Source organism: Demequina iriomotensis (assembly GCF_000971395.1).
In the GTDB taxonomy this organism is placed as follows: Bacteria; Actinomycetota; Actinomycetes; order Actinomycetales; family Demequinaceae; genus Demequina; species Demequina iriomotensis.
Genome location: NZ_BBME01000009.1, coordinates 512,462 through 526,134, shown reverse-complemented (window position 1 = coordinate 526,134; position 13,673 = coordinate 512,462). Strand labels below are relative to the sequence as shown.

Sequence of the window (13,673 nt, the reverse complement as noted above, 5' to 3'; positions counted from 1 at the left end):
AGGGGAACCCCGTCATGACCACCACCGTCACGCTCGCCGCCTCCATGCGCGGCGGCACCAAGGACTACGGCCACGGAGACGCGGCGGTCCGCGCGCTCGACGGCATCGACGTCGACATCGCCGCCGCCGAGTTCACGGCGATCATGGGCCCCTCGGGCTCCGGCAAGTCGACGCTGCTGCACACGCTCGCGGGCCTCGACCGCCTCACCGCCGGCGAGTCCTGGATCGGCGAGCAGCAGATCTCGAGCCTGTCCGAGGACAAGATCACGCAGGTGCGCCGCGACAAGATCGGCTTCGTCTTCCAGGCCTTCAACCTCATCCCGTCGCTCACCGCGCGCGAGAACATCACGCTTCCGCTCGACATCTCGGGCCGCGACATCGACCCGGCGTGGTTCGACGAGATCATCGGCATCCTGGGCCTCGCCGACCGCCTCACGCACCTGCCCGCCGAGCTCTCGGGCGGTCAGCAGCAGCGCGTCGCGGTCGCACGCGCCCTCGTCGCGCGTCCCGAGCTCATCTTCGCGGACGAGCCCTCGGGCAACCTCGACTCGCGCTCGGGCGCCGAGCTGCTGGGCTTCATGCGCCGCGCCGTGAAGGAGTTCGGCCAGACCATCGCCATGGTGACGCACGACCCGTCGGCGGCGTCGTACGCGGACCGCGTGCTGTTCCTCGCTGACGGTCGCATCGTCGACGAGATGCGCGAGCCCACCGCGGACCGCGTGCTCGACCGCATGAAGCAGATGGGGCACTGATGTTCAGCCTCGCAGTCAAGTCCGTCAAGCACAACCCCAAGAGGTTGGTACTGACCGCGGTCGCCGTCGCCCTGGGCGTCGCGCTGGCCTCGGCCACCTTCACCCTCACCAACGCCCTCTCCGGCGGCTTCCACCAGCTGTTCGACGAGATCTACTCCGGCACCGACGTCATCGTCGAGGAGGCACCCTCCGACACCGACGAGGACGGCGACCAGTTCGCCGCGGGCGAGTCCGTCTTCTCGAAGGCCGATCTCGCCGCCGTGCAGGAGGTCGACGGCGTCGCGAGCGCCGTGGGCGGCATCCAGGTGATGGGCGCCGTCCTCGCCAAGGACTTCGAGCCCACGGGCGATCTCATGGCCGCCGGCGGCGCCCCCTCCCAGCTGTTCAACTGGGCGGGCGACCCGCGCATCGACCAGTCGACCCTGGTCGAGGGCCGCGGCCCCGGGGCGGATGACGAGATGGTGCTCGACCTCGACGCCGCGCCGCGCCTCGGCTACGCGATCGGCGACCAGGTGTCCGTCGCGACGGAGACCGGCGTGACCGAGCTCGAGCTCGTGGGCCTCGTGCGCTTCGGCGAGTCCAACTCGCTGCAGGGCGCGACGCTCGGCTACATGACCGAGGCGACGGCGGCCGAGCTGTCGGGCTCCGAGGGCTACCAGAACATCAACGTCATCGTCGCGGACGGCGCCGACAAGGACGAAGTCGCGGAGGCCGTCTCCACGGTCATCCCCGAGGGCACCCGTGCGATCACGGGCGAGGACAAGGCGGCCGAGCAGGCCGAGCAGCTCGACGAGCTGCTCCAGTACATCGACATCTTCGCGATCGCATTCGCGCTCATCGCGCTGTTCGTCGGCTCCTACATCATCGTCAACACGTTCCGCATCATCGTCACGCAGCGCACCCGCGAGTTCGGGCTGCTGCGCGCGATCGGCGTGAGCGGGCGCCAGCTGCGGACCATGATCCTGCTCGAGGCCGTCGTGATCGCGGTGGTCGCCTCCACCGCGGGCATCCTGGTCGGATACCTTGGCGCGCTGGGGCTCTCCGCGCTCGTCGAGGCGCTGTCGGGCAACATCTTCGGCACGGTCACGCTCCCCATCGACGCGCTGCTGTGGGGCTACGCCCTGGGCGCGCTCGTGACGCTGGTCGCGGCGCTCATGCCCGCGATCCACGCGTCGACCATCTCGCCGATGGAGGCGCTGCGCGAGTCCGCGACCGAGTCGAAGAAGCCGCTGCGCCTGCGCAACATCGTCGGCGGGGCGCTCGCGTTCCTCGGCGTGCTCGCGATCGTGGTCGGCCTCTACATGGACGTCCCGCGACCGTACGTGTACGTGGGCGCCGGGGCGATGGTCCTCATCATCGGCGTCACGCTGCTCGCCGCGCAGGTGCTCGTGCCGCTCGCCTACGGCCTCAAGTCGCTGCTCACCCGGATCTTCCGCGTCGACGGCAAGCTCGCCGCGAACAACATCCGGCGCGAGCCGCGCCGCAGCGCGAACACCGCAGCGGCGCTCATGATCGGCGTGATGCTGCTCGCGCTGGTCTCGACGTTCACGGAGTCGCTCAAGAGCGTGGTCACCGACCAGTTCGCGAGCTCGGACGCGGACTTCTTCGTGCTCTCGACCCAGGGCGCGATCCCGGCGGGCGCGATCGAGACGCTCGAGGCGCAGGACGGCGTCGACTTCGTCACCACGCTCAGCGTGGACCCCGCGCAGCTCGACGGCGTCGCCTACTCGGTCGCCACCATCGACCCCGAGACCGCGACGGCGGCGTTCGACTACAACACCGACCCCGAGCTGACCGACCTGGACGGCGGCGTCTTCATCGACCCCGTCATCCAGGAGCTCGGCATCGAGGTGGGCGACGATCTCACGCTCGAGGGCTCCGAGGGCTCCGTGACGCTCGAGGTCACCGGGTTGTACCTCAACGAGGGCGACGCGAACTTCTGGGTCGACGAGGCCGCCGGCGCGCAGCTGTTCGGCGACTTCGAGATCCTCCAGGCGATGGTCGTGCTCGACGACGCGGTGGATCCGGCGGCCGCGCAGGACCAGCTGGCCGAGGCGCTCGCCGCCGACTACCCGCTCGTGGTGCTCCAGGCCCCCGACGAGCTCGCGCAGTTCGCGAACCAGTTCATCGACCTGCTGCTCGGCGTGATCTCGGCGATGCTCGGGGCGGCGCTCATCATCGCGGTGCTCGGCGTGGCCAACACCCTGCTGCTCTCGGTGACCGAGCGCACCCGCGAGATCGGCCTGCTTCGCGCAGTCGGGGTCCGGCGCCGATCGGTGCGACGCATGATCCGCATCGAGTCGCTCGTCATGGCGATCTTCGGCACGGTGCTGGGCATGATCCTGGGCGTCGGGCTGGGCGTGGCGCTGGTGAAGGCCCTCGAGGAGTTCGGCTTCTCCTCGGTCGCGATCCCGTGGACGTGGCTGGGCATCTACGTGGTGCTCGCCATCATCGCCGGCGTGGTCGCGGCGATGTCGCCCGCGCGGCGCGCCGCGAAGCTCGACATCCTCGAGGCCATCGCGTTCGACGGCTGACGTCCTGCAGGACGATGCGCGGAGCCCCCGGCGACCTCGGTCCCGGGGGCTCCGCGCATCGGGGGGCGGACGCCGCTAGATCTCGACGCCCACAGCGACAGGCTCGGGGACCAGCACGATCCCGAACGCCGCATGCACCCCATCGCGCACGGCACGCGCGAGCGCGACCACGTCGGCGGCCGTCGCGTCGCCCCGATTGGTGAGCGCGAGGGTGTGCTTGGTCGACAACGACGCCGGCGCATCGTCCGCCACCGCGAAGCCCTTGCCGAAGCCGGCGTGCTCGATGAGCCACGCCGCCGACGTCTTCACCAGGCCCTCGCCGGCCGCCGGGTACCGCGGCGCCCCCTCGGGGACGGCCGCCTCGGGCACGATGGGGTTGGTGAAGAAGGAGCCCGCGCTCCACGTGTCGTGATCGGCAGGGTCGAGCACCATGCCCTTGGACGCACGCAGCGCCAGGACGGCGGCGCGCACGTCGGTGATCGGCACGCGCGCGCCCAGGTCGACGCCGAGCGCCGACGCGAGCTGCTGATAGCGCACAGGTGCCGAGAGGCTCGCCATGCGGGTGTGGAAGGTGACGTCGAGCACCACGTACCGCGGGGTGGGCCCCCACGAGCCGTGGGTCATGGTGCGCTTGAGCATGGAGTCGCGATAGCCGAACTCGACCTTCACCAGGGGCAGCGTCGAGACGGCCCCCGCCTCGCGGTCCCACGTACGGACCGAGGCGACGATGTCCTTGACCTCGGCCCCGTACGCGCCGACGTTCTGCACCGGGGTCGCGCCGGCCGATCCAGGGATCCCCGACAGCGCCTCGAAGCCGCTCCACTCGGACTCGACGGCCTGCGCCACCAGGGTGTCCCACGGGGTGCCGGCGGTCGCCGTGATCGACAGGCCCCCGCACGCGCCGTCGTTGACCAGGCGCACGTCCGCGCGCGCGTCGCGCACCACGACGCCGTCGAAGCCGTCATCCGCGACCAGGAGATTGGACCCGCCTCCGACCACGAGGAGCGGCGCGCCGTCGGCGTCCGCCGAGCGCACCGCGTCGATGAGGGCGGCCTCGGAGCCCGCCTCGCGCAGCTCGCGCGCCGGGCCGCCGACGCGCAGCGTCGTGAGCTCTGCGAGGTTCATGACCCCAGGGTATCCGCGTCGGGTGCCTCCTCCCTCTCCGCGGGTCGCCCCTGCGGCGCGGGCTCGAGCGGCCGTGCCGCGGGGGCGAGCACGACCATCGCCGCCGCCGCGATCACCGTGACCAGGAGGGCCTTGCGCAGCTCGACGTGCTCCGCGATGAGGCCGATCACCTGCGGCATCGTGAGGCCCGCGATGGTGCCGAACGCGGCGACGGCGGCCACGCGCGCCGTGGCGTGGGTGCGGTCGTCAGCGGCCGCCGAGATCGCGAGCGGATAGCCCATCGACACCCCCAGCCCCCACACGAGCATCGCGAGCGGCACGCCCCAGAACGCCGGCGTGAAGGCGAACAGCAACGCGCCCGCCGCGACGAGCGCGCCGCACGCGCGCAGCACCGCCACGCGGCCCCAGCGGTCGATGACGCCGGCCCCCATGATGCGGATGGCGCTCTGCGCGACCACCAGGAACCCGTACAGCGCGGCCGCGAGCGCCTCGGTGCGCCCGAAGTCGTCGACGATCGCGAGCGGCACCCAGTCCGCCGCGCCCATCTCGACCGTGAACGCGCAGAAGAGGATGAACCCGAGCGCGAGGGTGCGGCGCTCCCGCGCGGCGACCTTGAGCGTCACGAACAGCCCGTCGGAGGACTCGACGCTGCCCGCCTCGGGCGGCCTCCCGTCCAGGATCGCGACCGAGGCGAGCGCGAGGAAGGCGGCCCCCACCACGGTCACGTTCACGGCGTAGTGCACGCCGACCGCGACGCCCTCATGCGAGTAGAGCGCACCGATGCCCACGCCTGCCAGCAGCGCGATGGAGAACGCCGCGTGGAACTGCGACATGATCGACCGCCCGACCAGGCGCTCGACGGTCGCGGCCTCGGCGTTGGAGAGCGCGTTGACCGTCTCGAAGGCGCCCAGCGTGACGAACAGCGCCAGCGCGAAGCCGAGCGCGGAGCCCAGGTGGGCCGCGAGCCCCATCGCCCAGAACCCCAGCACCGTGGCGGCGGCGGCGACGCGCAGGAGCGCGAGCGACCCGATGCGGGCGACCAGCCCGCCGAGCACCGAGAAGGCGATGAGGCCGCCGATCGAGCCGACGATGAACAGCGCCGCCAGACCGGCGGGCGAGACGCCCAGCGCGTCGCGCACGCTCGGCACCCGCGACACGTACGTGCCCAGCATGATCCCCATGCCGACGAACAGGACCATCACGCTGACGCGCGCGGCGCGCACGCGGCGCGCGTCGGCCGTCGATGCCTCCATGCGGGCTCCCCCTCCGCATCGTCCCTCAGCGCCAGGACCCTCCCGACGCTAGCACCGGGGCCCGACAGCGCGGAGGGCGCGGATCACGGACGCGTCGGAGCGCCCTCCTCCGGCAGCGCCTGGACCGGCTCGACGCCGTCGGCGATGACGATCGCCGCCGCGTCGCGCTCGGCCTCGTCCGCCATCGCCGCCGCGCGCTCGCGCTTCGCGAGCGCGCGGCGCGAGCGGAACAGCGGGCCCTCGGCGCGCACCGCGCGGGCGAGCACGAACGAGATCACGGCGCCGACCACCACCACGAGCAGCGCGACGCGCAGCTCGACCACGTCGCCGAGGTGCCCGATCACCTGCGGCATCACAAGGCCCGCGACGGTCGAGAACGACGACACGGCGGCCACGCGTGCGGCGGCCCGGCGGGGATCGTCGGAGGCGGCGGAGAAGCCGATGGGCACCCCCAGCGCGGCGCCGAGGCCCCACAGGATCATCGCCGCCGGCACGAGCCACAGCGCGGGGGCGAAGGCGAACATCGCGACGCCCGCCGTCACCAGGACGGCGGACACCCGCAGCGCGACGACGCGCCCGAGGCGGCCGATGATCGGCGCGCCCCACCAGCGGACCGTCACCATGGCGACGACGAACAGCCAGTAGAGGAGGTCGCCGATCGCCTCCGGCTGATCGAAGCCCTCCACCACCGCGAGCGACGCCCACTGCGCCGCAGCACCCTCGATGGTCGAGGCCGAGAACACGATGAGACCGATGAGCACCACGCGCCGATCGCGGTACTCGTCGCGAGCGGCGGCGAAGGGGCCGCCCAACCCGGGACGCGCATCGTCCGGCTGCGGGCCGCCGTCGAGCACGGCCGACGGCAGCACAGCGATCCGCGCCGCGGTGAGGGCGACGGCCACCGCGGCGAAGTGCCACACCGGCGCGACGCCCAGGTGCGAGACCCACGCGCCGAGCGCGAGCCCCATGGCGAGACCGACGGAGAAGGCCGCATGGAACTGCGGCATGACCGCGCGCCCCATCTCCCGCTCGACGACGGCAGCCTCGGCGTTCATCGACACGTTGGTGAACGCGAAGGCGAAGGAGACCAGGAACGATGCGGCGGCGAACAGCGTCTGGGAGTCCCACGCCGTCGCGGCGCCCAGCAGCGTGAAAGCGACGAGGTGGCCGAACGCCCACCACCACAGGAGCGCGCGGGTCCCGAAGCGCGCGACCGACCATCCGGTCACGAGCAGCGCGCACAGCGCGCCGAGCGCGCCGAACAGCAGCAGCCGCGCGAGCTCGCCGGTGGTGACGTCGAGGAGCTCCGTGATGGTCGGGTAGCGGGACACCATCGTCGCCATGTAGACGCCCATGATCCAGAAGATCGCGAGCACGCCTCGACGTGCGGCGGCGATGCGGGCGGGGCTGTGCGTCATGTCGTCCTCGGGTCGAGCAGGCAGGGAGGGGTGCGCCCGCGCCGGGGCGCGCGGCGCTAACCTGAGGACCACCGAGCCGAGGGAGAACCGCGTGACGCGCACACGCCGACCGACGATGGCCGACGTCGCCGCGAGGGCGGGCGTGTCGCTGTCCACTGTATCCCTGACGTACTCGGGCGCCGGACCCCTGTCCCCCGAGACCCGGGCCAAGGTGGAGCGCGCGGCCGAGGAGCTCGGCTACGCCGGCCCCGCCCCGCATGCGCGCGCGCTGCGCTCGGGACGCACCGGCGTGATCGGCGTGGTCATCCACGAGCGGCTCCAGCTGTCGTTCCGCGACCCGCTCATGCTGCGGATCATGGACGGGCTCGTCGGCGACCTGGGGCACATGGGGCTCGGCGTGCTGCTCATCCCCACGCCGACGGGCGAGCCCGGCGAGCGCTCCCTGCTGGAGACGGCGGCGATGGACGCGGCGGTGCTGCTGCGCGTGCGCGACCACGACGACGAGCCCGCGATCGACATCCTGCGCCGCCGCGGCCTGCCGATGGTGGTGATGGAGGGCGAGGCGCCCGAGGGCGCGGGCCGGCTCGAGATCGCCGACCGCGCCGCCACCGCGGAGCTGATCCGGCACCTCGTCGCGCTCGGGCACGAGCGCATCGGCACCATCACCCTGCCGGCCGGGCTCGACGGCGAGACGCGCGTGCGCACCCTCGAGGGCGCCCTGTCGGAGACCGCGTGGACCCCCGTGCACCGGCGCCTCGAAGCCTTCGCCGATGCGGGGATCGAGCCGTCCGTGGTGGTCGAGGCGCGCGCGTCGATCGTCGCCGAGGGCATCGCGGCCGCGCATCTCGCGCTCGCGACGGAGCCGCGCCCGACCGCGCTCGTGTGCCAGTCGGACCTGCTCGCGGGCGGCGCCGTCGTCGCCGCGCGGGAGCTCGGCATCGCGGTGCCGCAGCAGCTGTCGATCACGGGCTTCGACGGGCTCGACCTGCCCTGGCTGTCCCCGCTCGAGCTCACCACCCAGGTCCAGGACGCCGAGGCGAAGGGCCATGCCCTCGCTGCCGAGGTCAAGGCGCTGCTCGCGGGCGAGTCGCCCGCGCCGGTGGAGATGCCGCTCGAGCTGCGGCTCGGCACGTCGACGGCCCGCGCGCCGCGCTGACCCGCGCCGCCGCATCGTGCCTGGACCCGCCAGCCGGACGTCGCCGCGCATCGTCCGTCATACAGGCCGACAGCGGCACGCATGACGGACCGCGCTCCGATCGGCCCGCCGCGCGGGGGTTGCCGCGGCGCGGCCAGGTCCTGACGCGTCTCGGCCCCGGCCCTCGCGAGGAGGACCGGCGCCGAGCCGTCAACAGGGAGGGGTCAGCCGATCACGTTCATGATCGGGCCCATCGCGAAGTACACGACGAACGCGGCGGCGGTTCCCCACATGAGCGGGTGCACCTTCTTCGCGGCACCGGTCGCGATCTGCAGCACCACGAAGCTGATGAAGCCCGCGCCGATGCCGACGGTGATCGAGTAGCCGAACGGCATGAGGATGAACGTGAGGAACGCGGGGATCGCGATCCGGAAGTCCTTCCAGTCGATGCCCGCGACCTGCGACACCATGAGGAAGCCGACCACGACGAGCACCGGCGTCGCAGCCTCGAACGGGACCACGTGGTAGAGCGGCGTGAGGAACGTCGACAGCAGGAACGCGATGCCCGTCACCACGGACGCGAGACCCGTGCGCGCGCCGTCGCCCACACCCGCGGCGGACTCGATGTAGGTGGTGTTCGAGGACACGGAGCCCACACCGCCCGCGACCGCGCCGAGCGAGTCGACCAGGAGGATCTCCTGCGCACGCGGAGGGTTGCCGTGCTCGTCGTTGAGGCCGGCCTCGGCACCCACGGCCGTCATGGTGCCCATGGTGTCGAAGAAGTCGGCCATGAGCAGCGAGAACACGATGAGCAGCGCGGTGACGAACGGCAGCGTGGTGAAGCCGCCGAACAGGTCGACCTGGCCGATCAGCGAGAAGTCGGGGGCCTCGACCACGGTCGACGGGATCGCTGGCACCACGTTCGCCCAATCGCTCGCGACCCCTGACTCGCCCGCGGACCCGAGCGACAGCGCGCTCTGGATGAGGATGGCGATCACGGTCGCGACGACGATCGAGATGAGGAGGGCGCCGCGCACCTTCTTCACCATGAGGATGATCGCCGTGAACAGCCCGACCACGAAGACGACCATCGGCCACGAGCCGATGTAGCCGCCGATGCCGAACTCGGTGGGGGTGGCGCCCGAGGCGGGGATGCGGACCATGCCTGCGTCGAACAGCCCGATGAAGGCGAGGAACAGGCCGATGCCCACGGCGATCGCCTGCTTGAGGAAGTCCGGGACCGCCGCGAACACGGCCTTCCGGAAGCCGCTCAGCACGAGCACCGTGATGATGATTCCCTCGATCACCACGAAGCCCATCGCCTGCGGCCACGTCATGCCCTCGCGGGTCGCGATGCCGAAGGCCACGAAGGCGTTGAGGCCCAGGCCCGTCGCGAGCGCGAGCGGGAAGCGCGCCCACACGCCCATGAGGATGGTGAGGATGCCGGCGATGAGCGCCGTCGCCGCGGCGACGAGGGCGCGCGCGGTGGCGGGATCCTCGGTGCCGCCGAGGTACATCCCGGTGCTGTCAGGAACCGTGGTCAGGATGATCGGGTTCAGCACGACGATGTAGGCCATCGTGAAGAACGTCGTGAGACCGCCGCGGATCTCGCGGCCGATGGTCGAGCCACGCGTGGTGATCTCGAAGTAGGAGTCGAGTCGGCCGGCGAAGCCGGTCCGCTCCTCGGTGGTGGCGCTCATATGCCCTCTCTGACACAGGAGAGAGCGCGCGCGTCAGCGAACGCTCTCCCGGGGTGTGGTGCGGCCCCGTGAAAGCGACGCTAACGCCGTTGCGCGGAATGCGCACGACGGGATCTCGCGGTGCCACCTTATAGGCACGCGGGAGCGTTTCCTGACCGCCGCACGTTCTCCAGGGAGGCCCCGGCGCGGCCGAGCTAGGCGCAGGCCACGACTGCCTGGGCCTTCGCCAGGATCTTCTGCCCCTCGAACTCGACCAGGACGTCGATGCGCGCGGTCCGAGCCTCGGCGTCGAGCGCGCCGATCCTCGCGGTGTAGACCACCGCCGCCTCGCCCATGGCGGGCACCGGGATCGGGCGCGCGAAGCGGGTCTGCAGGTCCACCACGTTGCCCGGCCCGGCCCACTCCTCGACCACGGAGGCCGCCGTCCCCAGGGTGAGCATCCCGTGGGCGATGACGCCCGGCAGCCCGACCGACTCCGCGAACGCGTCGCTGTAGTGGATGGGGTTGAAGTCGCCGGAGGCGCCCGCGTAGCGGACCAGGGTGTCACGTGTGAAGGTGGCCTCGCGCTCCGCGACCACGTGGCCCACCTCGAGGCCCGCGAACGCCGGACGGTTCTCGGCGGTCATCAGGCCTCCTCGCGCACCGCGAGGGTGCTCATCACGGTCGCGACGGGCGCGCCGTCCTGGTCGCTCAGCTCGGTCCGCGTGGTCACGGTGGAGATGCCCGCGCGCTGCTTGATGTCGTCGATGTGGACGGTCGCGGAGATGAGATCGCCGGCGACGATGGGCCGGTGGTGGGTGAACCGCTCGTCCGCGTGGACCACGCGCGAGAAGTCGACGCCCACCTCGGGATCCACCACCACGTGGAACTCGGCCTGCTGCGCGATCACCACGGCGAACGTGGTGGGGGCCACCACATCGTCGAAGCCCTCGGCCTGCGCGGCCTCCTCGCTGCGGTGGGCGAAGGAGTACGCGTCGACGGCATCGGCGAACTCGCGGATCTTCACCCGCGTCACCTCGTAGGGCTCATGAGGGCCGTACGCGCGGCCCACGGCATCGGTGTTGACTGGCACCTGGCCACCTTATCCAGGATGCACGCGCCGCCGCGCTCCTCACTCGCCCGAGTACTCGACGACGAGCCCCCGGTGGTCGCTGTCGAGGACCTCGACACCGTCGACCCGCGTCGCGGTCAGTCCCGCATCGCGGACCAGGACGTGGTCGATCACCACAAGCGGCGAGCTGAACACCGTGCGGATGCCGCTCAGCTGGGGCTCAAGATCCCCGCGCGGGAACGTCGGGATGAACCCGGCTCCCGCCTGGTCCGCCGCATCGACGTAGCCGAGCGCCACGATGTCACGGAACAGGCGGTGGTCGAAGGACGCGTTGAAATCGCCGGCGACCAGCACGGGTCCCTCGTGCGCCTCGAGCACGTCGTGAAGCGCCTCGAGGTCCTGCTGCCACTGCACGTGCTCCAGGCGGTTGGGCGACTCGGGGTGGACGGCGATCACGGTGAGAGGCTCCTCGCCGAGCTCGATCTGCGCGCGGATGGTGGTGGCGCTGAATCCGCGAAGCGCCTCCGGGTCCTCGAGGGGGATCCGCGACCACAACCCGGTGCCGGACTTGCGGTCGATGCGGTCGTCAGGGGCGTTCCGCCAGCTGTACGGCAGCGCGGCATCCAGCCCTGCGCGTTCGAGCTCGCGCAGCGACCGTGCGGTGAGCTCGGTCAGCACGAGCACGTCGACGTCGTGGTCGCGCACCATGGCGACGACGTCGCCGCCGTCCGCGGTCCCGCTCGCAAGGCTCAAGGTGGCCACCCGCAGCTGCGGCTCCCCGGTCGCAGGCTCGGACACGTAGAAGGGCGCCATCCAGATGAGGCACAGCATCAGGACGGCGGACGATGCGGCGAGCAGCTGCCATGCGCGTGCCGCGATGGCGAGCACCACCGGCACGAGCACGACGAGCGTCACCCAGGGAACTGCCGACACCACGATCGCGAGCGGTCCGAGCTCCCAGCCCGTGAGCCGCACCACGACCGGCACCAGGACCGCCGCGATGACGCACCACCCCGTCACGCGCGCGACCGCCCTGAGTATTCTGACCAGCGACGATGCTTCCTCGGCCGACGCGCTGCGGCGCACGGCCTCCCCCTGCTCCCTCATCGGCCCAGTCTGGCACCGGGGGTCGCGTCCTGCCAGGGATCAGCGGCGCGCGTACGTGGCGACGATCGCCCGGTGGTCCGAGCCGGGGATCGCGACCGTCGCGACCTCGGAGGCCACCCATCCCGTGTCGCGCTCGAGCACGTGGTCGAGCACCACCAGCGGCGGCACGGCACGGCCCACGGGATAGGTGGGCAGCAGCCCGGCCCCGGCCTGATCGGCAGCGTCGGCGAAGCCGCGGGACTCGAGTTCGCGGAACACCGCGTGGTCGCGCGTCGTGTTGAGGTCGCCCGCCGCGAGCACGGGGCCGTCGACACCGTCGAGCACCTCGACCAGGGCCGCAGTCTCGGAGGACCAGGCACGGTGCACCCACGGCTGAGGCGCCGCCGGGTGCAGCGCGAGCACCGTGAGAGCACCGTCGGGTCCGTCCAGCCGCGCGCGCACCTGGTGGAACGTGTAGCCGTCGAGGCTCTCCCAGCCCTCGATCGGGTACCGCGACCACAGCCCCGTCCCCCGCCAGATCGCGTCGGGGACGGCCGCGGTGTACGGCAGCAGCTCCTCCAGCCCCGCGTCGGCGAGCGCGTCCGCTGCCTCGGGGGTGAGCTCCTGCAGCGACAGCACGTCCACGTGCCGCTCGCGGACCATCGCGACCACCGCAGCAGCGTCGCCGCGGCCCGTGAGCAGGTTGGCGCTCGCGACCGTGAGGACCGGCTCCCCCGGCCCGGGCTCGGCGACGTAGAGCGGCGCGGCCCACACGGCGCACAGGACGGCGGTGGCACCCGCCGCCGCGAGCAGCCGCCACGCCCGGCCGAGCACGGCGAGAGCCGCGGGCACCAGCGCGCCCACCGCGATCCACGGCACCACCGTCACGGCGTACGCGAGAGGTCCGCGCTCCCAGCCGAGCAGCCGCGCGGCCACCGGGACCAGCAGCCCCGCGAGCAGCACCCACCCCCCGACGGTCGCGAGCCGCCGCCACGGCACCCCGGCCGCCGCATCGTCCGCGCGTCCCGTCCGCCCCGCATCGTCCACGGCGCGAGCCTGCCAGGTCCGCGCCCGGAAACGCCGCAGGCCCGCCGCCCCGGGTGGGCGACGGGCCTGCGATCGAAGCTGCTGCTTAGCGCGTCTCGCGGTGCGCGGTGTGCTTGCCGCACTTCCGGCAGAACTTGGAGAGTTCCACACGGTCAGGGTTGTTGCGGCGGTTCTTGCGCGTGATGTAGTTGCGGTCCTTGCACTCGGTGCACGCGAGCGTGATCTTCGGACGAACGTCGTTCTTGGCCATGGTTCTCTCCCAGCCTTGTAGGGACGCGCCTCGCGAAGGCGCATGAGTCAGACGTCTGCCTGATTCCGTAGCGAGGGCGGGGCTCGAACCCGCGACCTCACGATTATGAGTCGTGCGCTCTAACCAGCTGAGCTACCCCGCCGCGTGCCGCCTTGCGGCGGCGATCCACCATACATGACGGCGGACTTGGAGCCCCGACAGGGAATCGAACCCTGGACCTTTTCCTTACCATGGAAACGCTCTGCCGACTGAGCTATCGGGGCTGGCCGGAATAGATTACACGGGCCGGGCCGCGAAACAAAATCGGCCCCGCGGGACGCCC

The 13,673-nt window shown here is 72.0% G+C and carries 12 protein-coding genes and 2 tRNA genes; 3 read left to right on the top strand and 11 right to left on the bottom strand.

Features of this window, described 5'->3' with window-relative positions:
• Positions 1-14: 14 nt before the first annotated feature.
• Both AOM09_RS02480 and AOM09_RS02475 read left to right on the top strand, forming a co-directional pair.
• On the top strand, positions 15-752 hold the full coding sequence (locus AOM09_RS02480; RefSeq protein ID WP_062383793.1) for an ABC transporter ATP-binding protein: 738 nt from the start codon (positions 15-17) through the stop codon (positions 750-752).
• Positions 752-3,286 (top strand): ABC transporter permease, encoded by a 2,535-nt coding sequence (locus AOM09_RS02475; RefSeq protein ID WP_062383790.1) that lies wholly within the window; start codon positions 752-754, stop codon positions 3,284-3,286. The genes AOM09_RS02480 and AOM09_RS02475 overlap by 1 nt, the downstream gene beginning before the upstream one ends.
• Positions 3,287-3,361: 75 nt before the next feature.
• Here AOM09_RS02475 and AOM09_RS02470 read toward each other — a convergent pair whose 3' ends face one another.
• From AOM09_RS02470 to AOM09_RS02460, 3 genes are all read right to left on the bottom strand, one after another.
• On the bottom strand, positions 3,362-4,411 hold the full coding sequence (locus AOM09_RS02470) for a UDP-N-acetylmuramate dehydrogenase (RefSeq protein ID WP_062383787.1): 1,050 nt from the start codon (positions 4,409-4,411) through the stop codon (positions 3,362-3,364).
• Positions 4,408-5,664: an MFS transporter gene (locus AOM09_RS02465; RefSeq protein ID WP_062383783.1), complete on the bottom strand. Its 1,257-nt coding sequence runs from the start codon at positions 5,662-5,664 to the stop codon at positions 4,408-4,410. Before AOM09_RS02465 ends, AOM09_RS02470 begins: the two co-directional genes overlap by 4 nt.
• Positions 5,665-5,747: 83 nt before the next feature.
• Positions 5,748-7,082, bottom strand: a complete 1,335-nt coding sequence (locus tag AOM09_RS02460) for an MFS transporter (protein ID WP_082098748.1) — start codon at positions 7,080-7,082, stop codon at positions 5,748-5,750.
• A gap of 91 nt (positions 7,083-7,173) precedes the next feature.
• On the opposite strand from AOM09_RS02460, the gene AOM09_RS02455 reads away from it, so the two are divergent.
• Entirely contained in the window at positions 7,174-8,238 is a 1,065-nt protein-coding gene (locus tag AOM09_RS02455) for a substrate-binding domain-containing protein (RefSeq protein ID WP_228375035.1), read from the top strand.
• 203 nt (positions 8,239-8,441) lie between these two features.
• Here AOM09_RS02455 and AOM09_RS02450 read toward each other — a convergent pair whose 3' ends face one another.
• The 8 genes from AOM09_RS02450 to AOM09_RS02415 all read right to left on the bottom strand — a co-directional run bounded on the left by AOM09_RS02450 (position 8,442) and on the right by AOM09_RS02415 (position 13,614).
• A complete protein-coding gene (locus AOM09_RS02450; RefSeq protein ID WP_062383773.1) occupies positions 8,442-9,917 on the bottom strand; it encodes an NCS2 family permease in 1,476 nt (491 codons plus the stop codon).
• A 194-nt stretch (positions 9,918-10,111) separates the two neighbouring features.
• Positions 10,112-10,543: a MaoC/PaaZ C-terminal domain-containing protein gene (locus AOM09_RS02445; protein WP_062383770.1), complete on the bottom strand. Its 432-nt coding sequence runs from the start codon at positions 10,541-10,543 to the stop codon at positions 10,112-10,114.
• On the bottom strand, positions 10,543-10,989 hold the full coding sequence (locus AOM09_RS02440; protein ID WP_062383766.1) for an FAS1-like dehydratase domain-containing protein: 447 nt from the start codon (positions 10,987-10,989) through the stop codon (positions 10,543-10,545). Before AOM09_RS02440 ends, AOM09_RS02445 begins: the two co-directional genes overlap by 1 nt.
• Positions 10,990-11,028: 39 nt before the next feature.
• Entirely contained in the window at positions 11,029-12,075 is a 1,047-nt protein-coding gene (locus tag AOM09_RS02435; protein WP_082098747.1) for an endonuclease/exonuclease/phosphatase family protein, read from the bottom strand.
• Between the two features lie 39 nt (positions 12,076-12,114).
• Positions 12,115-13,101, bottom strand: a complete 987-nt coding sequence (locus AOM09_RS02430) for an endonuclease/exonuclease/phosphatase family protein (protein ID WP_062383757.1) — start codon at positions 13,099-13,101, stop codon at positions 12,115-12,117.
• Positions 13,102-13,186: 85 nt separating this feature from the next.
• Complete coding sequence (rpmG, locus tag AOM09_RS02425) at positions 13,187-13,351, bottom strand: 50S ribosomal protein L33 (protein ID WP_042213233.1); 165 nt, start codon at positions 13,349-13,351, stop codon at positions 13,187-13,189.
• 68 nt (positions 13,352-13,419) lie between these two features.
• Positions 13,420-13,493: transfer RNA gene (locus AOM09_RS02420), tRNA-Met, on the bottom strand.
• A 45-nt stretch (positions 13,494-13,538) separates the two neighbouring features.
• A tRNA-Thr gene (locus tag AOM09_RS02415) sits at positions 13,539-13,614 on the bottom strand.
• Positions 13,615-13,673 lie beyond the last annotated feature (59 nt).